The organism is Bacteroides ndongoniae (assembly GCF_900108345.1).
Lineage (GTDB): Bacteria > Bacteroidota > Bacteroidia > Bacteroidales > Bacteroidaceae > Bacteroides > Bacteroides ndongoniae.
On record NZ_FNVV01000013.1, the window covers coordinates 923015 to 947263 of the forward strand.

The window sequence follows — 24249 nt, forward strand, 5'->3', positions numbered from 1 at the left end:
TCCTTTCTGTCTTAGTCTATCATTTCCACAAGCCTGCGCTTCATGTCATCGTCTATCGTGCGGTAGCGGCTGAACGCCCTGCTGCCCTCCACATGCCCCGACATGGAGGCGATAAGGTTTGGGTCGGGCACCTGCCTGTAAAGATTGCCCACGAAGGTCTTGCGTGCCGTGTGGCTGCTGGCCACCTCGTACAGGGGCTTCTGCACGGTGTTGTAGCCGTGCGTGTCGAGGATGGTGACCATCCTGTCTAAGCCGCAACGCTTCAGCAGCTCCCGTATGCCGAGGTTGTAGGTGTGTATCTGCTTGAACGGGAACAGCCTGTCGGCATTGGCATCGTAGCGTTCCAGTATCTTCAACGCCTTCTCGTGCAGGGGTACCCTGACAGTCTTCGCCTCGCATTTCTTCGTCTTCTGCGGCATGTATTCCAGAAAACCGTCCTTGATATTGTCCCTTGTGAGACGGTAAAGGTCACCCACGCGGCAGCCGACATAGCAGTGGAACATGAAGATGTCACGGATGACGGCCAGCTTCGGGTTGTTGCTTAGGTCTGCGTCATACAGGATGTTCCTCTCTTCCGAAGTGAGGAAGAACGGGTCGCCGTAGGTAGGCTCCTTACAGCCGTAGAGCACATAGACCTCGTTGTCGGAATACTTCATCTTCTTGCACCAGTGCAGGAAGGTGCAGAGCAGGTTCATGATGTTGATGACGGTCGTGCCGGAAAGCGGCCTCGGCCTGTGGTTGATGAGCATGTGGGGAGTATAGAAGTCGGGGTGTTCCTGCCGCAGCTTGTACTCGTTCACGACATAATCCCTAAAATCGTTCATTTGCTCCAGCGTAACGGTCTCCACGAAGAGGGTGAAATCTACCTCGCCCAGTATTTCCCGACGGTAGTCGTGGTAGCGGGTCATCTTGCGCTCGAAGCGGACGATATGCTCCTTTGTCCTCTCCGCGCCGTCAAACTTCTCCAGATACTCGTGGACACGGGCTAGCAGATTCGGGTGGTTCCGCTCAAAGGCGCGAACAGGGTACAGCACATCCTCGATGACCTGCTTCATCCACCTGCTGTCCGCCTTGTCCGTGAAAGTTTTCTGCGCCCGCTCGATGATGGCGGCGATCTGTTCCGGCAGGCGTTTCTGCTCAGCGGCAGGCACGGTTGTCGTGCGCCTGTAGCTGAGGGTATCGGAATCCCAATACTTGTCCTGCACTTCAAGCGGGGAAACGACCTTTATGTCCACATTCCTATCCCTGACCCTGAAACAGATGTTCGAGGCCTCGGGGGAACACTTTTTCAGATAGACGGTGACTTTCATCTGCGTTGCTTTTTCGGTTATGCGGCAAAGGTATAATAAATTCCCGTAAATGTTCCCATATATCCCGAAGAATCTTGCAACGGATTAAGACAAATTAAAAAGTCATTCCCGAATCTGATACCGCATAAAGCACAGAAAATCAATGATTATATTTGCAGATGTTTAGCTCTTTTTTTCATTTCGGGCTGTATCAGACTTCCCAAATATCATATATTGCAGTTCCACACTTCGTGTTTTTATAAACTTCTCTGAAGGAACGGGAGAAGTGTTAAACAATGATCAGAAATGGGATTTTTTAATTTTGGTAGTAAGGGGCCTTCTATTAATCATCAGATTATTCAAGGCAAGCAATGTACGGTCTTCCAGTTTTCGATGAAAGCTACAGATTTTGTAATAACTTGTCCTGTTGTTTCAGCTCCAGAACCTTTTATAAGTTTTCCTTCTTATGACCCTCGTTTGGGGAGATATGTGGAGATCGTTTATGGTGAGAAAGATTTTGTGGATGATATCCAAAAACTTATTGATATAATAGACTATGAAGATAGGGGAGAAGAAGCTTTCTATTATGCTTTTGATGTTTTCGTTACTGAACACATAAATGAATTTAATAGGCTTATCGATACTGATCTTTTTCGTATTATTTCTGAAATTATTTTAATGATGGAAGCTATTTTAGAAGCTCGGGTAAAAGAGCAACTACCCGAGCAGGACAAAATAGATATTGTGCGTTCATATATAAATCGTACTCTAACAAAGTTTGCTAATAATTTCTATATAACTAAGTATAGAAGAACTAATTTTAATATTGAACCTTATTTGGTGAAATATTCAGATACGGTTCGTTAAATCGTATATTTCAATATTATCTTTTTTAAATTGCAATGGGAATATATAACTAATTTACCATAAACCTTATTAGAATCTCAAGGTTCAAAATGTTATCTGTCAAAGCTATTTCGGATAATGTTGATATTTGGAAAGAGGGTGTTCTATAAAATATAGTGTAACTTCAACTTTTATAATTTTAGATGCTCAATCTGTAGGAATAAGTTATATAATAACTACCCCCTCCCTAAAGAGGCAGTTTGTTAACTTAGATGTTTTTTTAAGAAAAATCTGAAAATAAAGTCAGGAAAAAACAGATCTTTTTTAGCCGATTGATGTAAACCATAATAAGCTGATAAAACACCCTCTACATTTTATCAGCTTATTTGCATTTTTACGGGTTCAGCTTATCCTAACGGATCCTCACCTCCGCCTTCGGATGGAGTCCCTCCTTCGCTGCTGTCGGCGGTAGTCAGTGCTTTGTCATACTCAATCCATTCGAGGCTATTGCTTACCATGCTGCGGGTGGCTGCTCCTGTAGAGGCAGGATAGGTAGTCTCGGGGATGAAATTTACTTTTACGCGTTGCAGTTGTGTCTGGAAATCGAAGTCTTCTTCGTTTTTCACGCCTTTTGTGTTCAGTCCTAATCGGAAAGAACCGAGTCCTTCCAGTTTTACGCTTTTGCCTTGGGCCATGTATTGTGACATGACGTCTGCCATTTCCGTCAATACGGCTTTAACGTCCGTTTTGGTGACGGTGCTTCTGTCGGCCAATGCTTCTGCTATTTGGTCGGTATTGATGGCGGTGCCTATGGTGATGGCACGGGGATAATATACTTCGGTTTTCTTATTGTATGCTTTTTTATAGAATGCCATATTCGTGATATTTATTGGGGGTTAATAATCTGATTGTGTTTTGTGATGGGTTTGTCGCGATGGCTTTATGGGGGTGCTTGTTGGGCTATGTCCTGTTGTCTCTATGGGCATATCCCAGCGAAGTTTAGGCCATGAGGGCTGTGTTATGATAGTGGATGGTGAAATAATGGGATGGCGAAGCTGGTCTTATTTGTATGGATTATGGTTTTACTTTGTAATCTATTTTATCATTTGCTTTTGATGCTCTTCTTCTCTCTCTTAGATAATATAACGGAGAAAATCTGTTTTAGTCCCCTTATTTTTAGATATTTTACGTTTAATAAACATATTTTAATAGCTGTTTTACCTATCTTTACGAACAATATCATAAAAAACAAGAATGAAATTCTTGTTGAAAGACATTTTGTGGACAACTATCCACAAAAACGTTTTTTGATATTCTGGCAACTATATTAATAACAGGAACCTAACGGTTCTTGAGGTGAATCGGCTTCTGAGCTGTTAAGTTAAAAAAATCAGACTTCTTTGACTTCAGAACGGGATATCAGGAAGGATGATTTTTTTAAAGGAGTTCTATTATTAAACCTTTTTTAACAAAAGAAGGTAGTAGTTGTAGTCCATGTAGTTTCAAACTACAGGGCAGGGGAAGTTGTATAGAATATCGATGTTTTTAGATAAATTTCGAAAACTGTTTCTCTCCTTCCTTTTCCCTCTTCTGATACTCATATTGTAAAAAAAAGTAGTAAGAAAATTACAAAAAAAAGAAACTTTTCCCGATTTTCTTCGTTACTACTTATGAGTAGTTAATTAAGTAGTAATATCAGTAGTAAGTAGTCATACTATAAATAATATCAGTAGTAATATCAATAGTAGGTAGTCATACTAATGTATTATCAGTAGTAAGTAGTTATATGATGTCCTTACTTTAGATATTATGTCTTTACTTTGGAAATCTATTTTTCTCTCTTTCTCTGTAGTTTCTAAAGAAAAAATCCCTATTATCACTTGCTTTCAACAAAAAAGGCTTAACTTTGTAAGCTGTAATTTACTGCTACCCCGATATGGAAAGTCAGAATGTGAAAGATACGGTCAGGCAGATATTCACCGAATATCTCAATGCGCACGGGCATCGCAAGACACCCGAACGTTACGCCATACTCGATACCATCTATTCCATTGACGGGCATTTCGACATTGATACGCTTTACTCGCTGATGGCCGATCAGGAGAATTTCCGTGTCAGCCGTGCCACCCTCTACAATACCATTATTCTGCTTATCAATGCCCGGCTGGTTATCAAGCACCAGTTTGGCACATCTTCCCAGTACGAAAAATGTTATAATCGCGATACGCATCATCATCAGATCTGTACGCAGTGTGGCAAGGTGACCGAGTTTCAGAACGAAGAGCTGCAGCATGCTATTGAAAATACCAGACTGGGGCGTTTCAACCTGACGCACTATTCATTGTATATGTATGGCTTGTGCAGCAGGTGCGAGCGTGCCAACAAACGGAAAAATAAGAACAACAATAATAAAAAAGAAAAATGAAAGTAGACATTCTATTAGGATTGCAATGGGGCGACGAAGGCAAAGGCAAAGTCGTTGACGTATTAACTCCGAAGTACGATGTAGTAGCACGTTTTCAGGGTGGACCGAATGCCGGTCATACGTTGGAGTTCGAAGGACAGAAATATGTGCTCCGTTCCATCCCCTCGGGTATTTTTCAAGGTGACAAGGTAAATATCATCGGTAATGGTGTCGTGCTCGATCCGGCTTTGTTCAAGGCTGAGGCCGAGGCGCTGGAAGCTTCCGGACATCCGTTGAAGGAGCGTTTGCACATCTCCAAGAAGGCACACCTCATTCTGCCTACTCATCGTATTCTGGATGCTGCTTACGAAGCTGCCAAAGGCGATGCCAAAGTAGGTACTACCGGTAAGGGAATCGGCCCTACGTATACCGACAAGATCAGCCGTAACGGTGTGCGCGTAGGCGACATCCTGCACAACTTCGAGCAGAAATATGCAGCCGCCAAGGCCCGTCACGAGCAAATCCTGAAGAGCCTGAACTATGAATACGACCTGACCGAACTGGAGAAAGCCTGGTTCGAGGGTATCGAATACCTGAAGCAGTTCCCACTGGTAGACAGCGAGCACGAAGTAAACGGACTGTTGAAGGAAGGCAAGTCGGTGTTGTGCGAAGGTGCACAGGGCACGATGCTCGACATCGATTTCGGTTCTTATCCGTTTGTAACCTCTTCCAACACCATTTGTGCCGGAGCCTGCACAGGTCTGGGTATAGCTCCTAATAAGATTGGAGATGTATACGGTATCTTTAAGGCCTACTGTACACGTGTCGGAGCTGGTCCGTTCCCTACCGAGCTGTTCGACGAAACCGGTGAGAAGATTGGAGCACTGGGACATGAATTCGGAGCAGTGACAGGTCGTAAACGTCGCTGTGGATGGATCGACCTGGTAGCTTTGAAGTATTCGGTGATGATCAACGGCGTTACCAAACTGATTATGATGAAGAGCGATGTGCTCGACACATTCGATACCATCAAGGCATGCGTAGCTTACAGAATGAACGGTGAAGAAATCGAATACTTCCCCTACGACATTACTGAAGGTGTAGAGCCGGTTTATGTAGAACTGCCAGGTTGGAAGACCGACATGACCAAGATGCAGAGCGAAGACGAATTCCCTGAAGAGTTCAATGCGTACCTCACCTTCCTGGAAGAACAGTTGGGCGTACCCGTTAAAATCGTTTCTGTAGGTCCCGACCGCGAACAGACGATCGAACGATATACCGAAGAATAAGCCAGGATTTCGGATTCGAAAGAAAAATAAGAAGAGGGCTTGTCAGGAAAAACATGATGCCTTGTCCGCTGCCTGATGGCGGGGATGTTGCGTAATCGTGGTTTCCGGACAGGCTCTCTTCTTTTTTTTATTGAGCACGAGCGAGAAGTTTTCCGGGGTATTACCGGCTGGGACAGTACGTAGCCGTTTACAGTTTCAGGGCTTCGTAGATGTGGCGGTGTTCTTCTCCCCAGTCGTCCATTATGTCGATGATGGGCAGCAGGCTTTTACCCAGTTCTGTCAGATGGTATTCGCTGTGGGGTGGCAGTTCCGGATAAATGGTCTTGGCTATGATCTGGTCTTCTTCCAACTCGCGGAGGTTCTGGTCCAGTACGCGGTTGATGGCTTCCGGTATTTCCCGATGAAGCTGGCTGGGACGTTTAGGCCCCTCGCGCAAGGCATCGATGATGCAAGGTTTCCATTTTGAGCTTATCACACACATGGTGATGCGGATGCCGCACGACAGATCCAAAGGATTTTTTCTTTTGTACATGGTTTATTTTTGTTTTATGCGCAAATGTATGAATTATATTCTGTTGTAAGTCAGTATACCAGTTAATTTATCGGTATATGTATAATTTCTCATGTATTTATTAATTCAATGTCGTATACTATCTTTGTGCTTATAATTGCAGATATGGATATACTATTATTGTTTACTGGTATAATTATAAAAAAGGACTGACATTATGAATTACAGAATTTTAGGGAAAACCGGCTTTCGTATCAGCGAGGTTTCACTTGGCACATGGCAGCTGGGTTCGAAGTGGGGCGATCCTTTCGATAAAGAAGTAGCCTTCAAAACGCTTGAAGCAGCATGTGAGCAAGGCATCAATTTCTTCGATACAGCCGATATTTATCAGGGCGGATTGAGCGAAAAAACTATTGGCGAGTTCTTGAAAGGACGTAGCGAGCGCATTTACGTGGTGACGAAATGTGGTCGGGGACTTAATCCTCATAATGCGGAAGGCTATAATGCCGAAAACATCCGTCGGTTTGTTTTCAACTCCTTGCAGAATATGCAACGGGATTGTCTCGACATGGTACTTCTGCACTGTCCGCCTTCGGAGGTCTACTCCAAGCAGGAAGTGTTCGATACGCTCGATGCGTTGAAGCGGGAGGGTTGTATTCTGCATTATGGAGTAAGCGTGGAACGTATCGATGAGGCTCTGGAGGCAATGAACCACGACATCTCGGCCATAGAAATCATATTCAACATGTTCCGTTTGCGTCCGGCTGATGAACTGTTCGCTAAAGCCAAGCAGCAGAATGTGGGGGTTATTGTCCGGGTGCCTTTGGCAAGCGGGTTACTTTCGGGAAAATATACGCTGGAAACTACCTTCGGTAAAGACGACCACCGTTCGTACAACCGTAACGGAGAATTTTTCGATAAAGGCGAAACCTTTTCCGGTGTCGATTATGCTACCGGCGTAAAGGCGGCACAAGTGCTCAAAGAACGGTTGAATACTGACAACCTGGCTTTGGCTGCCTTACGCTACATTCTGATGTACGATGCTGTCAGCACGGTGATTCCCGGAGCCAGCACACCTGCCCAGATTGCAGCCAATGCAGCCGCTTCTGCCCTTCCTGCATTCACTGACGAAGAGATGAAGGTGGTGCGTGAGGTATACGATGAATATATCAAGGAGCAGGTTCATAAGTTGTGGTAAAAACGGCATTATTCGCTGTTTTTATTCGCGGTTTTCATCGATTTCATTAACTTTGTATGTTGTACGCCCGTGGTGGCAGAACGGTTGTCTGTTCTGCTGGCATGGGATACATTATATATAATATAGTATAACTATAAGGTTACATCGGGACCTGAATATAGCTTACTTATTGACGGGTACTGAGGTAGCTTTTACAAAAAACAATGGTGATTTATGAAAACACATTTTCTTGCTTCCCTGCTGTTGCTGGCCGGCTTGTCGCTTCCGCTGCGTGCCCAGCATTATGTTCCTACTGAGGAGAATCTGAAATCCCGCCAGGAGTTCCGCGATGCCCGTTTTGGTATCTTCCTGCACTGGGGCTTGTATGCCATGCTGGCTACGGGCGAGTGGACCATGACCAACAACAACCTGAACTATAAGGAGTATGCCAAACTGGCAGGAGGTTTCTATCCATCCCGCTTCAACGCAGCCGAATGGGTGGCAGCCATCAAGGCTTCGGGTGCCAAGTATATCTGCTTCACCAGTCGTCATCACGAAGGATTCTCCATGTTCCATACCCAGTACTCCGATTACAACGTAGTCGATGCCACTCCCTTCAAGCGCGACATTTTGAAGGAACTGGCCGACGAGTGCCACAAGCAGGGCATCCGTCTGCACCTGTATTATTCGCACCTCGACTGGTATCGCGAAGATTACCCATGGGGCCGTACCGGCCGCGGGACAGGACGCCCCGACGCCAAAGGCAACTGGCCTACCTATTATCAGTTTATGAACAACCAGCTCACCGAACTGCTAACCAACTACGGCCCGATAGGAGCTATCTGGTTTGATGGTTGGTGGGATCAGGATCAGAATCCCGACTTCGACTGGCAGCTTCCCGGACAGTATGAGCTTATCCACAAGTTGCAGCCTGCCTGCCTTGTAGGCAACAACCACCATCAGGTGCCTTTCGAGGGTGAAGATATCCAGATTTTCGAGCGCGATCTGCCGGGCGAAAACAAGGCTGGACTTTCGGGACAGGACGTCAGCAGCTTGCCGCTGGAGACGTGCGAAACCATGAACGGCATGTGGGGATATAAGATTACCGACCAGAACTACAAGTCGGTTAAGACTTTGATTCACTACTTGGTGAAGGCGGCAGGCAAGGATGCCAACTTGCTGATGAACATCGGCCCTCAGCCCGACGGCTGTCTGCCCGAAGTGGCTGTACAACGCCTGAAGGAGGTTGGCGAATGGATGCAGACTTATGGCGAAACCATTTACGGCACGCGTGGCGGATGCATTGCTCCGCACGACTGGGGAGTGACGACACAAAAGGGGAACCGCCTGTTTGTACACATCCTGAACCTACCTGACAAAGCACTCTTCCTGCCGCTGGAAGGCAAGCAGGTGAAACAGGCGCTCGACTTCGTTACCCGTCAATCGCTGAAGTTCAAGCGGGTGGAAGGCGGCATCACCCTGCTGTTTGATGAAGTGCCGACCGAAACCGATAAGGTGGTTGAATTGCTGCTCGGTTAGTGAACCGAAGCCGATGACTCAGAAAACAAATGCAATGGCGGCGCCCAGTGTGATGTTGTGCATGCTGGTGCGCCGCGTGTACGATTGTACGTCTCTGTTTCCTTCGTCGTCCGTCCACGAGTTTTTCAGGTCGTATGTCAGGCGGGGAGCGGCGTAGTCATAGTCGGCAAACAGGCGCAGAGCTGCATCTTTCTTGTAGCGGTAGGTCAGCCAAAGTCCTGTTCCTATCTTGAAGGAACTGCTTCTTCTTATTTTCAGGAAATCGTCGTCCACAAACTCTTCATTCAGCAGTTCCTGTCGCGACAGACCTTCCTGCTGCATGTAGTAATCTACGTCTTCTTTGTAGAACTGGTTGTAGGTCGCTTCGTCCACCCGTGTGCGGTCGAATATCTGCGGATTGATGCGGCACACCGATTGCAGGTCGAAGTTGGCGGTCAGCCTTCGCCCGGCCAGCAGCTTGGTCCCGATCTGGAACTGCGGACTGAGGGGGTAGGAGAGGTAGAGGCCTAAGTCCACGTCGAACATGCCTAAGTGGTCCGATTCCAGTCCGTTCAGTAGAAACATGTTTACCGGTGCACCTTCCTGCCGGTCGTTGTCCATGTCGAAACGTTTCATGTTCTCGGCAGGGATTTCCGCTATAAGCGGAGTAGTCGATACTTTCAGTCGTCCGCCTATGCCGATGTAGGTATTCAGGAAGTAGGCTCCTTCAGCGCTGACCACCGTACTGGCACCGATGTGCAGCTTCATGCCCAGTGGTGTTCCCATTTCTGTGTCGTACAGTTCGGCGGTTTTTAGGTGAGACGGTCCAGTGGCTACCCCCATGTTGAAGGCGAGGAAGGAGGGCGGATCGTACCGTCCGAAATCTGCCGCTGCATTGCGGGCAATGTGCTGAGGCTTGAATATCAGGTCGCTGAAGAAATACCCCAGATCGGTCGCAATCATTCCGATTCCGGCTCCTACCAGCACGTCGCCTATCCAGTGGCGGTTGTTCAGCTGTCGGGTGATGCCGGTCAGCCCGGCCAGCGTGTAGCCGCCGATGCTGTACCAGGGGCTCTTCATGCCGTACTCTTTGTGCAGGATGGTGGCGCACATAAAGGCAGTGGCCGTGTGTCCCGAAGGGAAAGAGTTACGGGTTGAGTTGTCTGGCCTTCTTTCTTTGACGGTATATTTCAAGGTGTTGACCGTTCCGGCCATCAAAGCGGCTGAAAGCATATTGCTTACCGCCAGTTCTTTCCACGAACTGCGCCCTTCTATGCCGGCCAGCTTCAGTCCCCAAGTGGCAGCCAGTGGCACGTATTGCGTATAGTCATCGTAGCGTTTGTGGAAGTTGGGCTCGAACCGGTTGCGTAGGGTACGGAAATGTGTGTTCTGTTCCTTCACGATGATGCCCGACACGATTAGCGGAATGCCCATGTACGAGAAGTTTCGGGCGAAGGCTCCGTTGCTTTTGCCGGGTTGTGGAATGGCGATGCTGTCAGTCGTGTCATGTACATTACATGTTCTGGTATCTGCTTTGAGCTGGAGGAAGACAAGCTGCAATAAGATGGCGGTTAGGATAATTTTCAATGTCATAAATTCGTTCGGATAGTTCTTTGTCTCTGCCCCGTTTGTTTCGGGCTGGCAAAGATAATGCCTTGCGGGGAAAAAAACGGAGAAAGATGATGTACATGTTTTCTTTGCAATGTATTGTTTTACAGTTTATTGTGACTTTGTTTGTTGTACATTTGTTTTTTGTCTGTATGGCTGTCTGTCATGCGGAAGTGTTTTCTTTTTCTTTGTGTCTTCGTAGCTTTTTACAAGAAAGCGTGTGAGGAAAATCTATAATCTGTGTTAATTCTTGTGGTATCCTGCCAATCTTACGTTATATTTGGCAAACAATTTGTTCTGATATTTGAAAAGACAAATTTGGATTATTAATTTAAAGTAAAGAAAACAGTATGGGAACAGGAATGATAGGAATGCAATGGATTATATTTATCGGTGTAGCCGTGGTGAGCTGGCTGGTGCAGATGAACCTGCAAAACAAGTTCAAGAAGTACTCGCAGATACCTACCAACAATGGCATGACCGGAGCCGACGTAGCGCGTAAGATGCTTAACGACAACGGCATCTACGATGTGCAGGTGACTCATACACCGGGCCACTTGACCGACCACTACAATCCGGCCAATAAAACCGTGAATCTGAGTGAAAGTGTGTACAACAGTAATAGCATCATGGCCGCTGCCGTAGCAGCCCACGAGTGTGGCCACGCCTTGCAGCATGCCCGTGCCTATGCGCCGCTTACCATGCGCAGCAAGTTGGTGCCGGTAGTTTCGTTTGCTTCCAGCATCATGACGTGGGTGATATTGGCAGGTATTCTGATGATCAATTCTTTTCCGGAATTGCTGCTGATCGGCATCATTCTTTTTGCCACTACTACGCTGTTCAGCTTCATCACCTTGCCGGTCGAGATCAATGCCAGCAAGCGTGCTTTGGTATGGCTCAGTGCCAGTGGCATTACCAATGCCTACAATCATGACAAGGCCGAAGACGCTCTTCGTTCTGCTGCCTACACTTACGTAGTGGCTGCATTGGGCTCGTTGGCTACGCTGATCTACTACATCATGATCTATCTGGGACGTCGCGAGTAATTTTTAGAATCATATTGGGATGGACGCATCATTTGGCCGGAGTGCAGGTGATGCGTCTTTTCCTTATTTTGCTAACTTTAAACAATATCTCTTATGATGAAACCGTTTTTTTCAGCTTCCCGCACCTTGTGCTTAGTTCTTTTTCTTTGTATGCAGTTGGGCGTGTATGCCCTTAACGAAAAACCTTTTGTCATTCCCGAACTGAAAGAGTGGAAGGGAGCAGATGGCATGTTCCAGCCTTCTGCCGACATGCGTATTGTATGTGGAGATCCTGCCTTGCGGGCGGTAGCCGAGGCATTTGCTGCCGATTACGGACAGATGTTCGGCACTGTTCTTCGGGTGGAGGAGGGAAAGCCGCGCACCGGTGACATCTTTCTGACCCTGAAGAAAGACAAGAAACTGGGAACCGAAGGCTATGCCATCCGTGTGGATCGTACCGTTACCGTTTCTGCTCCCGAAGTGGCCGGTGTTTACTGGGCTACGCGTACGTTGCTTCAGATGAGCGAGCAGAACGCTGACCGTTGTCTGCCAAAGGGACAGATACGCGACTATCCCGACTATGCCCTGCGTGGCTTTATGATGGATTGCGGCCGCAAGTTCATCCCCATGTCCTACCTTCGCGACCTGGTCAAGGTGATGGCTTACTACAAGATGAACACTCTTCAGATACACCTTAACGACAATGGCTTCAAGCAGTTCTTCGGTCACGACTGGGGTCGTACCTATGCTGCTTTTCGTTTGGAGTGTGATACTTATCCCGGGCTGACGGCACGCGACGGCTACTATACGAAACGCGAGTTCATCGACTTTCAGAAAGAAGCTGCCGGCCGTTTTGTCGAAATCATTCCCGAAATAGATGCTCCTGCTCATACGTTGGCATTCACTCATTACAAACCCGAAATAGGCAGCCGCGAGTACGGCATGGACCATCTGGATCTGTTCAACCCCGAAACGTATACATTCATGGATGCTCTTTTCAAGGAGTATCTGGAGGGTGACGAACCTGTCTTCTGGGGACCGCGTGTGCACATCGGCACTGACGAATATTCCAACAAGAAGAAAGATGTAGTCGAGAAGTTCCGTGCCTTTACCGACCGCTATATCCGGTTGGTCGAGAGTTATGGTAAGCAGGCTTGTGTGTGGGGAGCGTTGACCCATGCGGCAGGCGATACTCCGGTCAAGTCGGAGAATGTCATCATGAGTGCCTGGTATAATGGCTATGCTGACCCCAAGGCTATGGTGGAGCAGGGCTACAAACTGATCAGCATCCCCGACGGTCTGGTCTATATTGTCCCGATGGCGGGTTATTATCATGACTATCTGAATGACGAATATCTGTACAACAAGTGGACGCCTGCCCATGTAGGAAAGGTGGTGTTCGATGAGAAGCACCCGGCCATTCTGGGTGGCATGTTTGCCGTTTGGAACGATCATGTGGGTAACGGCATCTCCGTCAAGGATATACATCATCGTCTTTTCCCGGCTTTGCAGACTTTGTCGGCGAAAACATGGGGAGCACAGTCCGCTCTGCCTTATGCCGATTTCGACCGTTTGCGCCGTCAGTTGAGCGAAGCTCCGGGTGTAAACCAGCTGGCACGGATCGGCCGTGAACCGGCTATGGTCTGCCAGGCAGCGGAGGTTGTTCCGGGTTCTTCTTTGTCTTATCCCGAAATCGGTTATGATTATACGGTAAGTTTCGATCTCGAAGCTGCTGCCGAAGCACCGGGCACCGAGTTGTTCCGTTCGGAAAACGCCGTTTTCTACCTGTCCGACCCTGTAAGCGGACTGTTCGGCTTTGCTCGCGACGGCTATCTGAATACATTCGGCTACCGGCCTTATCCGGGCGAAAAGGCAAACATCCAGATTAAGGGCGACCACATGTCTACCGCCCTCTTCGTTGACGGCCGTCTTGTTGAGAAGCTGGATGTTCAGAAGCGTTACTTCAACGCCGGCAAGGACTCCATGAACTATGTGCGTACGCTGGTATTCCCGTTGCAGAAGGCGGGAGACTTCAAAAGCCGGATTTCCAACCTGAAAGTATTCAATTATGTTACCGGTTCCGACGCTGTAAACGACTGATGGAGGAGGAAGGACAGACGATGAAGGATTTTGCAGCCATCGATTTCGAGACGGCCAACGGCAACCGTTCCAGTGTGTGCAGTGTGGGCTTGGTCATTGTCCGCGACGGGCGGGTGACCGACCGCTTCTATCGTCTGATACGTCCTTACCCCAATTTCTACAGCTATTGGAATACGCAGGTGCACGGCCTGACGTGGCACGACACTGCTGCTGCCGCTCCCTTCCCCGACGTGTGGAAGGAGGCGGCACCGCTTATTGGCGACCTGCCTTTGGTGGCGCACAACAGTCCTTTCGACGAAGGCTGTCTGAAAGCCGTTTTCCAGGCATACGGCATGGACTATCCCGGCTATACGTTTCACTGTACTTGCCGCGCTTCGCGCCGCGTCTTCGGCAAGGAACTTCCCAATCATCAGTTGCACACCGTGGCGGCTCGTTGCGGTTACGATCTGACCCAGCACCATCATGCTTTGGCCGATGCTGAGGCATGTGCGTGCATTGCGTTGCTGATACTTTGAGTAACGCTTGCACGGCTCGCGAGGGACACTTGTATGGCTCGGGAGAAACACTTGTGTGGCTCGGGAGCGATGCAAGCAATGCTCGTGGGGATTGCAGGCAATACTTGGCGGGTTTGCTGGAAAAACTCGTGGGCTTTGTGTGCAAAACCTGGCGGCATTGCTTGTAATATGCGGTGGGATTGCTTATTATTTGGCTGGAGATTGCTTGTTACGGTGGCTAACTACCGATGTTATCTACCTAAAGTGGGTAGTTACGTCCGCCAAGTGGCACTCTGCGGGTGAAAGATGGATACGCGGACTACGCAGAATGAGGCGGACTTACACGGAGAAAGAATGAGAAAGAGGAAAATTGCTTTCACGCCTTCACCTGAAATTTAGAGCGTTGGTATTCATGCGGATATGGTGAAAGATGTGGCTTCACGGAGGTTTCACCTTTTGCTTTCACCTTCTCCGGGTTTTCTTATTTTCCTCAGTTTCACTTCATGAAAAGCACAATTTTTAATCGCTTGATAGATAGGTGAATATGGTGAAGGATGTAACGTACATGCAAGTGGTGATGTAACGTACGTGCAAGTGCTTACTGATGTATGTATGAATTTAGTTTTTTGCTGCATGCTATCAATGTCTGTACAGATATACCACAAATATTATTTCTTGTGGTGTCCTTATGCAGAATCGGGAAAATATGCATGATGCAAACGAACAGGGAAGGGGGGATAGTTGTACTTAAAACATATCATGCTGAAAACGTTGCAAAAGGTTGTATACTTATAACCTTTTTGCGATGTTTTTCGTGTCTTAACGCCGTTTGTTATAATATGATTGGGTTGTAAAAGCAGATATGAAAGATGAAACTAGTATTGTTGTAACTCCCGTCCTCCACTACAATATTTATATGAACCACCCAGATAGCATAAAGCGGAATTTCATTGATTGTCCGACGGCCGTTGGAATATTTATCCCCCAGATGAAGATTTTCCGGATAAAATACTGTAACTTTGCCGCCTGATTATAAATGTAACTGATACGAATATGGCAGCAAAACCTTGTATTCCGAAAGGAACCCGTGACTTTTCGCCGGTAGAAATGGCGAAACGTAACTATATATTCAACACCATCCGCGACGTGTATCACCTCTATGGCTTCCAGCAGATAGAAACACCCGCTATGGAGATGCTTTCTACGCTGATGGGCAAGTATGGCGAGGAAGGCGACAAGCTCCTGTTCAAGATACAGAACTCGGGCGACTACTTCTCTGGCCTGACCGATGACGAACTGCTGAGCCGCAACGCCGCCAAGCTGGCCTGCAAATTCTGCGAGAAAGGCTTGCGCTACGACCTGACGGTGCCTTTTGCACGCTACGTGGTGATGCATCGTGACGAAATTACTTTCCCTTTCAAACGCTATCAGATTCAACCCGTATGGCGTGCCGACCGTCCGCAGAAAGGACGTTACCGCGAGTTCTATCAGTGCGACGCCGACGTGGTGGGTAGTGATTCGTTGCTGAACGAAGTGGAACTGATGCAGATTGTCGACACGGTGTTCAGCCGTTTCGGCATACGGGTGTGCATCAAAATCAACAACCGCAAGATTCTGACCGGTATTGCCGAAATTATCGGCGAGGCAGACAAGATAGTAGACATCACCGTAGCCATCGACAAGCTGGACAAAATAGGTTTGGACAACGTGAACGCCGAACTGCGTGAAAAAGGCATCGGCGACGAGGCCATCGCCAAACTGCAACCTATCATTCTGCTGAGCGGATCGAACGAAGAGAAACTGGCTACACTGAAGCAGGTATTGGCAGCCAGCGAAACCGGACTGAAGGGAGTGGAAGAGAGCGAGTTCATCCTTTCTACCCTGAAGGGATTGGGACTGAAAAACGAATTAGAGCTTGATCTGACCTTGGCACGCGGACTGAACTATTATACAGGTGCTATCTTCGAGGTGAAAGCCTTGGACGTGCAGATAGGTAGCATCACTGGTGGCGGACGCTATGACAACCTGACAGGTGTCTTCGGCATGGCCGGTGTGAGCGGTGTGGGTATTTCGTTCGGTGCCGACCGTATCTTCGATGTGCTCAACCAGCTGGACCTTTATCCGAAGGAAGCCGTGAACGGCACCCAACTGCTTTTCATCAACTTTGGTGAAAAGGAAGCAGCCTTTTCCATGCAGGTACTGGCGCAGGTACGCGCTGCAGGTATCCGTGCCGAGATCTTCCCGGACAGCAGTAAGATGAAGAAACAGATGAGCTACGCCAACGCTAAAGGTATTCCGTTCGTGGCACTGGTGGGCGAAAACGAGATGAACGAAGGCAAGGTGACCCTGAAAAATATGGAAACCGGCGAACAGCGTCTGGTGACTCCTGATGAACTGGTGGCAGAATTGGGTGACTAACCGATAAGAAAGATAAAAGACTATTAAAAGGGAGTGGGTTTCTGCTCCCTTTTTTGTATATTTGTAATCAGGGTGTAAAAGCAATGTAACAGGCGTGGGTTACTTTTGCATCGGACTTATAAATATGGAGGAGGTTATTATGTTTTCCATTCAACTAAACGAGAACAGGCACAATCTGCTGATTGGGGTAGTAATGTTTATTGTGGCCATTTTGTTTCTTTTGTACATGGGAAGTGCCATGGTCAGTTCGACGAAGGCATTCTGGAGCATTTGAACAAGATAAACTGTGCCGAAGAAATACGGCTTTGAGAAACGAATTGATTGATTCCCTGACGATGGATTTTTCCATAGTTAGGGAATATTTTTTTCCCAGTTAGGAAATTATTTTTTCCCAGTTAGGGAAAAAATATTCCCCAGTTAGGTAATTTTCTGCATCTTCCTGACGGGCTGAAATCTGAAATAATTGCATAGGTTTGATTCGTGTAGCGTCAAATTGGCAGGAAAGGTCTGCCAATTTGTGCCGGTTGGCGTTTGGCACGCTTTTCGTATATTGTTTATCGCCTGCGTCAAGGTAGGCAGAAACAAGAAAAAATAAGTAAAACATATAAAAACGAAAAGAACTATGAACATTAAACCATTGGCAGACAGAGTTCTGATACTCCCTGCACCTGCAGAAGAAAAGACAATCGGCGGTATCATCATTCCTGATACAGCAAAAGAAAAACCCCTGAAAGGTGAAGTGATTGCAGCCGGTAACGGTACGAAAGACGAAGAGATGGTACTGAAAGCTGGTGACCATGTACTCTACGGCAAATACGCAGGTACTGAAATCGAACTCGACGGTACTAAATATCTGATCATGCGTCAGAGCGACGTACTCGCTGTACTGGGATAAATTATCAATTTTCAATTATCAATTTTTAATTAGACGAAATCATGGCAAAAGAAATATTATTCAATATTGATGCCCGCGACCAATTGAAGAAGGGTATCGACACACTGGCTAACGCTGTAAAGGTAACACTGGGCCCGAAAGGACGTAACGTGATTATCGAGAAGAAATTTGGTGCTCCCCACATCACAAAGGATGGTGTGACTGTAGCGAAGGAAGTAGAACTGGCTGATGCTTATCAGAACACCGGTGCACAACTGGTAAAGGAAGTTGCTTCGAAGACTGGCGACGACGCTGGTGACGGTACAACAACAGCTACCGTATTGGCTCAGGCCATTGTAGCCGAAGGCTTGAAGAACGTTACTGCCGGTGCAAGCCCGATGGACATCAAGCGCGGTATCGACAAGGCCGTAGCCAAGGTGGTTGAATCTATCAAGGCTCAGTCTGAAATGGTTGGTGACAACTACGACAAGATTGAACAGGTAGGTACCGTATCTGCCAACAACGATCCCGTTATCGGTAAACTGATTGCAGATGCCATGCGTAAGGTTTCGAAGGACGGTGTCATCACCATCGAAGAGGCTAAGGGTACGGATACAACGATCGGTGTGGTAGAAGGTATGCAGTTCGACCGTGGCTACTTGTCAGCTTACTTCGTAACGAATACGGAAAAGATGGAATGTGAGATGGAGAAACCTTACATCCTGATTTACGATAAGAAGATTTCGAACCTGAAAGATTTCTTGCCTATTTTGGAACCTGCCGTACAGACTGGCCGTCCGTTGCTGGTTATCGCCGAAGATGTTGACAGCGAGGCGCTGACTACCTTGGTAGTGAACCGTCTGCGCAGCCAGTTGAAGATCTGTGCCGTGAAGGCTCCGGGCTTTGGCGACCGTCGTAAGGAAATGTTGGAAGACATCGCTATCCTGACCGGTGGTGTAGTTATCAGCGAAGAAAAGGGCTTGAAACTGGAACAGGCTACTATCGAAATGTTGGGTACTGCCGAGAAGGTTACCATCACGAAGGACAATACGACCATTGTAAACGGTGCCGGCGACAAGGAAAACATCAAGGAACGTTGCGAACAGATCAAGGCTCAGATTGCCGCTACGAAGAGCGATTACGACCGTGAGAAGTTGCAGGAACGTCTGGCCAAGTTGTCAGGTGGTGTAGCTGTACTCTACGTAGGTGCTGCTTCCGAAGTTGAGATGAAGGAAAAGAAAGACCGTGTAGACGATGCACTCCGTGCCACACGTGCTGCTATCGAAGAAGGTATCGTGCCGGGTGGTGGCGTAGCTTACATCCGTGCATTGGAATCGCTGGAAGGTCTGGAAGGTGACAATGCCGACGAGACAACCGGTATCCACATCATCAAGCGTGCCATCGAGGAACCGCTCCGTCAGATCTGTGCCAACGCTGGTAAGGAAGGCGCTGTAGTTGTTCAGAAGGTTCGTGAAGGTAAAGGCGACTTCGGTTACAACGCACGTACCGATGTTTACGAGAACTTGCATGCCGCAGGTGTAGTCGATCCGGCTAAGGTTACCCGTGTAGCTTTGGAAAACGCCGCTTCTATTGCCGGTATGTTCCTGACTACCGAATGTGTAATCGTAGAGAAGAAGGAAGACAAACCCGAAATGCCGATGAACGCCGGTATGGGTGGCATGGGAGGCATGATGTAATCAGCCGATTTCCCCTGATTAATTAGTATAAAAGCAGCCGCGGTGTCTTGCCTTGTTTGTAAAGATGCCGCGGCTTTTTTTAATGATGAAGCATAAGAATATGAGAAGTTTTGCATCAGACAACAACTCAGGTGTGCATCCGCTGGTGATGGACGCCCTGAACCGTGCCAATAAAGACCATGCGGTGGGCTACGGTGATGATCCCTGGACGGAAGAAGCCGTAGGCAAGATACGCGAAGCCTTTACGCCCGATTGCGAAGTCCTGTTTGTGTTCAACGGTACCGGTAGCAATGCTGTTGCCCTGCAACTGTGTACACGTCCTTACAACCTGATACTCTGTGCCGAGACAGCTCACATCTACGTGGATGAATGTGGTGCTCCTGCCCGTATGACGGGTTGTCAGATCAGGCCAATAGCGACTCCGGACGGGAAGCTGACGCCCGAACTCCTGCGGCCTTATCTGTGCCACTTCGGCGAACAGCATCATTCTCAGCCGGGAGCCATTTACCTTTCGCAGTGTACGGAGCTGGGTACGATATACAAGCCCGACGAACTGCGTGCCATTACGGAGCTGGCACACGCACATGGAATGTATGTACACATGGACGGTGCGCGTCTGGCCAATGCCTGTGCGGCACTTGGGCTGACGTTTAAGGAACTGACGGTGGACTGTGGTATTGATATCCTCAGTTTCGGAGGTACGAAGAACGGACTGATGATAGGCGAGAGTGTTATTATTTTCCATCCCGACCTGAAGAAGGAAGCGCGATTTGTCAGGAAGCAGTCGGCACAGTTGGCATCGAAGCTGCGTTATCTCTCCTGTCAGTTTACAGCCTATCTGAAGGATGACTTGTGGCTGAAGAATGCCCGTCATGCCAACCAAATGGCATTGCTGTTGCGCGACGGATTGAAAGAGCTGCCCGAAGTATGGTTCACACAGGAAGTGGAAAGCAATCAGTTGTTCCTGACCATGCCCCGTCGGGTGATCGATAAACTGTTGCAGTCGTATTTCTTCTACTTCTGGGATGAGGCGGCTGATGAAATCAGGTTGGTGACCTCGTTCGATACTACGGAAGAGGACATCCGCGAACTGCTTGCAACTGCAAAGAGCTGTTATTGAGGAGGGTGTCAAAATTGAGGGTAGCTGTATATTGCTACTTTCAGGTATGGATGACATGGCTTGGTTTGACGCATCCGCATGAGATTGTTGGCCTGTCCGTAAGAGTCAGGCGGAGGAATGGTGTAGTTTGAAATATAAAATTAGACAGAATATGGCATATATTGATTATTATCAAGTACTGGGGGTGGACAAGACGGCATCGCAGGATGATATCAAGAAAGCGTACCGTAAGCTGGCACGTAAATTTCATCCTGACCTGAACCCGAATGACCCTACAGCAAAGGAAAAGTTTCAGGCCATCAACGAGGCAAACGAAGTGCTGAGTGATCCTGAAAAGCGAAAGAAGTACGATGAGTATGGTGAACACTGGAAACATGCCGATGAGTTCGAAGCGCAGAAGCGTGCCCGCCAGCAGGCTGGTGGCGCCGGGTTTGGCGGCTTCGGTTCGGGAGGCTTCGGTACGGACGGTAACGGTACGTATTGGTATTCGTCCGACGGGCAGGAGTTTACCGGAAGCAATGCCGGTGGTTTCTCGGATTTCTTTGAAGAACTCTTCGGGCACCGGGGACACGGCAGCAGAAGCCGGGGTGGTTTCCGCGGACAGGATTATCAGGCCGAACTGGAGCTGTCCTTGCGTGAGGCTGCACAGACACACAAGCAGGTGCTGACCGTGGGCGATAAGCAAGTGCGTATCACCATACCTGCCGGTGTAGCCAACGGACAGGTCATCAAGTTGAAAGGATACGGAGCTCCGGGTATGAACGGTGGTCCTGCCGGTGACTTGTATATCACGTTTGTGATCCCTGACGATCCGGTGTTCAAGCGGCTGGGCGATGACCTTTATGTGGATGTCAATACCGATCTGTATACGGCTTTGCTGGGTGGCGAGCAGTTGGTAAGTACTTTGGACGGACAAGTGAAGCTGAAAGTGAAACCGGGTACGCAAAATGGTACCAAGGTGCGCCTGAAAGGTAAAGGTTTCCCTGTCTACAAGAAAGACGGAGAGGCTGGCGACCTGATTGTGACCTATCATGTTGTGTTGCCAACCAACCTGACTGAACAGCAGAAAGAAATGTTCCGTAAAATTCAGAGTATGAACTAAAAATGTATCACTATGCAGAACGATTTGATTATTGTCAGCGATTATTGCGACAAATGCCACATAGAACCTGCCTTTATCGACCTGTTGCAAGAGAATGGTCTGATAGACATTTTGCTGGAGGAAGGAAAGCCGTGTCTGGCTTTCTCGCAACTGCCGGATGTAGAGCGTTACAGCCGTATGTATTATGATCTTTCCATCAATATGGAAGGAATTGATGCCATCCATCACTTACTGGAACGTATGGAAAGCATGCAAAAGGAGATTGCTGCTTTGCGCGGACGGCTGAGGATGTATGGTGACCTGTTTTGAGAATCCGGACAGGAAAAATACAAAGCGGGAGGAAGCACGTTTGTGGATACTACACGACGCGCTTCTTTCCGCTTTATTGTTTATACAGAGAAAGGGGCCTATAGGGCGCATGCATTTCCTTCGCAGTATTCCTGGCTGGGAGTGCCGTTGTACTCCGGATGGCGCTGCAACCAGCGGACAGCATAAGCGCAGGTGGCTACGCAGGCATAACCCTGCTGCAGGGCATAGTCGTAGGCAGCCTTGACAAGGGCCGAGGCGATGCCTTGTCCTTCGAGGGGAGCGGGAACGATGGTGTGGCGTATGTCGAGTGCGCCGTTTTCGATGAGATAAGCTACATGGGCTGTTTCACCGTTTTGAGTCAGGGTGAAACGACGTTGTTCGGGGTTGTGCAGAATATTCATGATACTAGAGATTTTTATGTAAAACATCTTTTATTGGTAAAAGGTTCATTCGTTTCATAAATTCGTCAGCATAAACTCGTCCGATGGGCAGCTCGACATTTCGGTGATGTAGCGTGAGCTGGCGACGGTTGTAACTGGCTATTTTATGTAAGGGAACAATGTATGATTTGTGAATCCGCATGAAGCGTTCGGCGGGCAACAATTCCATAACTGTCTTCATGCTGGTTTGCGACAGAACCGGTTTGTCTGAAGTGAGTATTATCCGTATGTAGTTGTCCATGGCTTCGATGTATTCAATGTCCGCCAGCCGTATTTTGACATTTTTATATTCTACTTTCAGCATGATTTCTTCATCGGCAAATACAGGTTTGGCTTGGAGACGTTGCAATTCTTGCAGACGTTTTACTTTTTCCACAGCCCGTTCGAAACGGTTGTACGAAAAAGGTTTGTGCAGAAAGTCAACTGCATCGAGGTCGAAACCGTCAACTGCAAATTCGGCATAGGCCGTTGTAAATATCAGGAAGGTGCCTGCGGGCAGCTGGCGCGCTACGTCAATGCCATTGAAACCACCCATCTCGATGTCGAGAAAAACAAGATCAGGATGCATGTCTTTCACCTTTTGTAGTCCTTCAACAGGGTCGGTGAAGGTGATAAGTTCGATGTCGCCGCTTCGTTGGCAGAATTGCCGGATGATGCCGAGGGCTACCGGTTCGTCGTCGATGGCAATACACTTCATGGCTGTTTCTTTTTAAAGTTTTTATGCAGACAATTTTATTTCCAGTTCTACTTTATACCATCCATCCTGTTCTTGGATGTTCAGTTTGTGAGCCGAGGGGTAGAGCAGTTCCAGGCGCTTGCGGCAGTTGGCAATGCCGATACCGGGTGCTTTGTCGGCTGGGCGTGGATTTACAATCGGGTTTTCGGCTATGAAGCAGAGGGTATTGTCTTTTACCTGTAGGCAGATGCGAATCAGACTTTTCTCATGTGCCGAGGTTCCGTATTTCAAGGCGTTTTCTACGAAAGTGATTAATAGCATAGGGGCTATCTGTGCATTGGGGCAGGCATGGTTGTTTTCGTAGGTATAATCTACTTGGGTACGACTTTCGTCCAACCGGTTTTTCTGTAGTTCGATGTACTGTTCGATGTATTGGGCTTCTTCTGCTATGCTGACCTTGTCTTGGGTGGCACGGGTATACATGTATTTCACCAGGTGAATGAACTGTACGAAAGCTGCCTCTGCTTTCTCCGATTGTGCCAGCATGAGGCCATAGAGGGTGTTCAGTGTGTTGAATAGAAAGTGAGGATTGATCTGTGCCTTGTAGAGGGCCAGTTCGGCTTTCTTCTTTTCGAACTCTACACTTTGCCGTTCGCTCATCTGTCGGTAAAGCTCCGTGAGCAACCCTACAGCGATGCTGAAGCAGATAGTTACGAGATAGAGGAACCATGTTCCCTGCTGGTGTAGCCTGATTTTCGAGAGGTTGGTGACGCGTCTGATGCGCTCGGAACGCGGATGGTCGCCGCGAAAAGGAAATTCCATCTGATATTGTGTGACGAGCCATGTTACCAATACCGTACCGACTAAAAGACACAAGGCAATGATCAGCTGGCGTCGCGAGCGGAAGAGCATCGGCACACAGGCCTTGCGCGTCAGGAAGTAGACGGTACAGAGCCATCCTACGAGCAGGACAACGAAGGTCGAGTTGTTCTCCAACCAGCGCTCTACGGGGAGTAGCGTGATCATGGCTGGCAACAGAATGAGGCAGAAGAACAGGTCGATGCCCAATGGTAAGTATTTGTTGTTCATGGCGGTTGAGGTTTCTTTCTCTGTTTTTTATTTCCAACAAAGATACAATAATAAAGGATAAATCCCAGTTTATTTTCTGTTTATCGGTAATAAACTCCCAGTTTATAGCCTTTAAACTCATAGTTTATTGGCTTTAAACTGTCAGTCTACTGCCTTTAAACTGTCAGTACAAAGGCCTTGTACTGTTCTTCCGACGCCTGTTGTACGGAAGTCTTTTTGTGTCGTTTGCCATCTCATACGTGTCGTTCACCACTGCATACGGG

The 24249-nt window shown here is 47.9% G+C and carries 21 protein-coding genes; 14 read left to right on the forward strand and 7 right to left on the reverse strand.

Going from position 1 to position 24249, the window contains the following annotated elements:
• Window positions 1–11: 11 nt before the first annotated feature.
• Window positions 12–1310: a site-specific integrase gene (locus BQ5591_RS08420; RefSeq protein WP_071148975.1), complete on the reverse strand. Its 1299-nt coding sequence runs from the start codon at window positions 1308–1310 to the stop codon at window positions 12–14.
• A 285-nt stretch (window positions 1311–1595) separates the two neighbouring features.
• Here BQ5591_RS08420 and BQ5591_RS08425 point away from each other — a divergent pair, with 285 nt between their 5' ends.
• The gene (locus tag BQ5591_RS08425; protein ID WP_071148976.1) at window positions 1596–2156 is read left to right on the forward strand and encodes a hypothetical protein; all 561 of its coding nucleotides are present in this window, start codon (window positions 1596–1598) and stop codon (window positions 2154–2156) included.
• Window positions 2157–2542: 386 nt separating this feature from the next.
• Here BQ5591_RS08425 and BQ5591_RS08430 read toward each other — a convergent pair whose 3' ends face one another.
• Window positions 2543–3010, reverse strand: a complete 468-nt coding sequence (locus BQ5591_RS08430) for an HU family DNA-binding protein (protein WP_071148977.1) — start codon at window positions 3008–3010, stop codon at window positions 2543–2545.
• A 1061-nt stretch (window positions 3011–4071) separates the two neighbouring features.
• On the opposite strand from BQ5591_RS08430, the gene BQ5591_RS08440 reads away from it, so the two are divergent.
• Both BQ5591_RS08440 and BQ5591_RS08445 read left to right on the forward strand, forming a co-directional pair.
• A complete protein-coding gene (locus tag BQ5591_RS08440) occupies window positions 4072–4560 on the forward strand; it encodes a Fur family transcriptional regulator (RefSeq protein ID WP_022162165.1) in 489 nt (162 codons plus the stop codon).
• Entirely contained in the window at window positions 4557–5828 is a 1272-nt protein-coding gene (locus BQ5591_RS08445; protein WP_022162164.1) for an adenylosuccinate synthase, read from the forward strand. Before BQ5591_RS08440 ends, BQ5591_RS08445 begins: the two co-directional genes overlap by 4 nt.
• A 187-nt stretch (window positions 5829–6015) precedes the next feature.
• On the opposite strand, the gene BQ5591_RS08450 is transcribed toward BQ5591_RS08445, so the two are convergent.
• On the reverse strand, window positions 6016–6360 hold the full coding sequence (locus tag BQ5591_RS08450; protein ID WP_022162163.1) for a winged helix-turn-helix transcriptional regulator: 345 nt from the start codon (window positions 6358–6360) through the stop codon (window positions 6016–6018).
• A 196-nt stretch (window positions 6361–6556) separates the two neighbouring features.
• Between BQ5591_RS08450 and BQ5591_RS08455 the strand changes: the two genes are divergently transcribed.
• Both BQ5591_RS08455 and BQ5591_RS08460 read left to right on the forward strand, forming a co-directional pair.
• Window positions 6557–7537 (forward strand): aldo/keto reductase, encoded by a 981-nt coding sequence (locus BQ5591_RS08455; protein ID WP_205410627.1) that lies wholly within the window; start codon window positions 6557–6559, stop codon window positions 7535–7537.
• 213 nt (window positions 7538–7750) lie between these two features.
• Window positions 7751–9055 carry an alpha-L-fucosidase gene (locus BQ5591_RS08460; protein WP_071148980.1) on the forward strand — a complete coding sequence of 435 codons (1305 nt, stop codon included), beginning with the start codon at window positions 7751–7753 and terminating at the stop codon, window positions 9053–9055.
• 18 nt (window positions 9056–9073) lie between these two features.
• Here the strand turns inward: BQ5591_RS08460 and BQ5591_RS08465 are convergent, their stop codons facing one another.
• The gene (locus BQ5591_RS08465) at window positions 9074–10627 is read right to left on the reverse strand and encodes a phosphatase PAP2 family protein (RefSeq protein ID WP_235817059.1); all 1554 of its coding nucleotides are present in this window, start codon (window positions 10625–10627) and stop codon (window positions 9074–9076) included.
• A 365-nt stretch (window positions 10628–10992) separates the two neighbouring features.
• Here BQ5591_RS08465 and BQ5591_RS08470 point away from each other — a divergent pair, with 365 nt between their 5' ends.
• The 9 genes from BQ5591_RS08470 to BQ5591_RS08510 all read left to right on the forward strand — a co-directional run bounded on the left by BQ5591_RS08470 (window position 10993) and on the right by BQ5591_RS08510 (window position 21781).
• Complete coding sequence (locus BQ5591_RS08470; protein ID WP_071148981.1) at window positions 10993–11688, forward strand: zinc metallopeptidase; 696 nt, start codon at window positions 10993–10995, stop codon at window positions 11686–11688.
• Window positions 11689–11784: 96 nt separating this feature from the next.
• Window positions 11785–13767 (forward strand): family 20 glycosylhydrolase, encoded by a 1983-nt coding sequence (locus BQ5591_RS08475; protein ID WP_071149388.1) that lies wholly within the window; start codon window positions 11785–11787, stop codon window positions 13765–13767.
• 20 nt (window positions 13768–13787) lie between these two features.
• The gene (locus BQ5591_RS08480; protein WP_022162158.1) at window positions 13788–14282 is read left to right on the forward strand and encodes a 3'-5' exonuclease; all 495 of its coding nucleotides are present in this window, start codon (window positions 13788–13790) and stop codon (window positions 14280–14282) included.
• 1032 nt (window positions 14283–15314) lie between these two features.
• Window positions 15315–16679 (forward strand): histidine--tRNA ligase, encoded by a 1365-nt coding sequence (hisS, locus tag BQ5591_RS08485; protein WP_022164014.1) that lies wholly within the window; start codon window positions 15315–15317, stop codon window positions 16677–16679.
• A gap of 622 nt (window positions 16680–17301) precedes the next feature.
• On the forward strand, window positions 17302–17574 hold the full coding sequence (locus BQ5591_RS08490) for a co-chaperone GroES (protein ID WP_021847043.1): 273 nt from the start codon (window positions 17302–17304) through the stop codon (window positions 17572–17574).
• Between the two features lie 41 nt (window positions 17575–17615).
• Window positions 17616–19250 (forward strand): chaperonin GroEL, encoded by a 1635-nt coding sequence (gene groL / locus BQ5591_RS08495; RefSeq protein WP_071148982.1) that lies wholly within the window; start codon window positions 17616–17618, stop codon window positions 19248–19250.
• Window positions 19251–19350: 100 nt separating this feature from the next.
• Window positions 19351–20370, forward strand: coding sequence for a threonine aldolase family protein (locus BQ5591_RS08500; RefSeq protein WP_071149389.1), 1020 nt, complete (start codon window positions 19351–19353; stop codon window positions 20368–20370).
• A gap of 151 nt (window positions 20371–20521) precedes the next feature.
• Window positions 20522–21472: a DnaJ C-terminal domain-containing protein gene (locus tag BQ5591_RS08505; protein ID WP_071148983.1), complete on the forward strand. Its 951-nt coding sequence runs from the start codon at window positions 20522–20524 to the stop codon at window positions 21470–21472.
• 12 nt (window positions 21473–21484) lie between these two features.
• Complete coding sequence (locus BQ5591_RS08510) at window positions 21485–21781, forward strand: chaperone modulator CbpM (protein WP_071148984.1); 297 nt, start codon at window positions 21485–21487, stop codon at window positions 21779–21781.
• A gap of 98 nt (window positions 21782–21879) precedes the next feature.
• Here BQ5591_RS08510 and BQ5591_RS08515 read toward each other — a convergent pair whose 3' ends face one another.
• The 3 genes from BQ5591_RS08515 to BQ5591_RS08525 are packed head-to-tail and all read right to left on the reverse strand — an operon-like array spanning window position 21880 to window position 23986.
• Window positions 21880–22182, reverse strand: coding sequence for a GNAT family N-acetyltransferase (locus BQ5591_RS08515; RefSeq protein WP_071148985.1), 303 nt, complete (start codon window positions 22180–22182; stop codon window positions 21880–21882).
• A 4-nt stretch (window positions 22183–22186) separates the two neighbouring features.
• Complete coding sequence (locus BQ5591_RS08520; RefSeq protein WP_071148986.1) at window positions 22187–22918, reverse strand: LytR/AlgR family response regulator transcription factor; 732 nt, start codon at window positions 22916–22918, stop codon at window positions 22187–22189.
• Window positions 22919–22939: 21 nt separating this feature from the next.
• Window positions 22940–23986, reverse strand: a complete 1047-nt coding sequence (locus tag BQ5591_RS08525; RefSeq protein WP_071148987.1) for a sensor histidine kinase — start codon at window positions 23984–23986, stop codon at window positions 22940–22942.
• Between the last annotated feature and the right edge of the window lie 263 nt (window positions 23987–24249).

Coding starts and splice junctions, on each gene's coding strand:
- BQ5591_RS08420 (WP_071148975.1), bottom strand. CDS start 1,310: ATGAAAGTCACCGTCTATCTGAAAAAGTGTTCCCCCGAGGCCTCGAAC.
- BQ5591_RS08425 (WP_071148976.1), top strand. CDS start 1,596: ATGGGATTTTTTAATTTTGGTAGTAAGGGGCCTTCTATTAATCATCAG.
- BQ5591_RS08430 (WP_071148977.1), bottom strand. CDS start 3,010: ATGGCATTCTATAAAAAAGCATACAATAAGAAAACCGAAGTATATTAT.
- BQ5591_RS08440 (WP_022162165.1), top strand. CDS start 4,072: ATGGAAAGTCAGAATGTGAAAGATACGGTCAGGCAGATATTCACCGAA.
- BQ5591_RS08445 (WP_022162164.1), top strand. CDS start 4,557: ATGAAAGTAGACATTCTATTAGGATTGCAATGGGGCGACGAAGGCAAA.
- BQ5591_RS08450 (WP_022162163.1), bottom strand. CDS start 6,360: ATGTACAAAAGAAAAAATCCTTTGGATCTGTCGTGCGGCATCCGCATC.
- BQ5591_RS08455 (WP_205410627.1), top strand. CDS start 6,557: ATGAATTACAGAATTTTAGGGAAAACCGGCTTTCGTATCAGCGAGGTT.
- BQ5591_RS08460 (WP_071148980.1), top strand. CDS start 7,751: ATGAAAACACATTTTCTTGCTTCCCTGCTGTTGCTGGCCGGCTTGTCG.
- BQ5591_RS08465 (WP_235817059.1), bottom strand. CDS start 10,627: ATGACATTGAAAATTATCCTAACCGCCATCTTATTGCAGCTTGTCTTC.
- BQ5591_RS08470 (WP_071148981.1), top strand. CDS start 10,993: ATGGGAACAGGAATGATAGGAATGCAATGGATTATATTTATCGGTGTA.
- BQ5591_RS08475 (WP_071149388.1), top strand. CDS start 11,785: ATGAAACCGTTTTTTTCAGCTTCCCGCACCTTGTGCTTAGTTCTTTTT.
- BQ5591_RS08480 (WP_022162158.1), top strand. CDS start 13,788: ATGAAGGATTTTGCAGCCATCGATTTCGAGACGGCCAACGGCAACCGT.
- hisS (WP_022164014.1), top strand. CDS start 15,315: ATGGCAGCAAAACCTTGTATTCCGAAAGGAACCCGTGACTTTTCGCCG.
- BQ5591_RS08490 (WP_021847043.1), top strand. CDS start 17,302: ATGAACATTAAACCATTGGCAGACAGAGTTCTGATACTCCCTGCACCT.
- groL (WP_071148982.1), top strand. CDS start 17,616: ATGGCAAAAGAAATATTATTCAATATTGATGCCCGCGACCAATTGAAG.
- BQ5591_RS08500 (WP_071149389.1), top strand. CDS start 19,351: ATGAGAAGTTTTGCATCAGACAACAACTCAGGTGTGCATCCGCTGGTG.
- BQ5591_RS08505 (WP_071148983.1), top strand. CDS start 20,522: ATGGCATATATTGATTATTATCAAGTACTGGGGGTGGACAAGACGGCA.
- BQ5591_RS08510 (WP_071148984.1), top strand. CDS start 21,485: ATGCAGAACGATTTGATTATTGTCAGCGATTATTGCGACAAATGCCAC.
- BQ5591_RS08515 (WP_071148985.1), bottom strand. CDS start 22,182: ATGAATATTCTGCACAACCCCGAACAACGTCGTTTCACCCTGACTCAA.
- BQ5591_RS08520 (WP_071148986.1), bottom strand. CDS start 22,918: ATGAAGTGTATTGCCATCGACGACGAACCGGTAGCCCTCGGCATCATC.
- BQ5591_RS08525 (WP_071148987.1), bottom strand. CDS start 23,986: ATGAACAACAAATACTTACCATTGGGCATCGACCTGTTCTTCTGCCTC.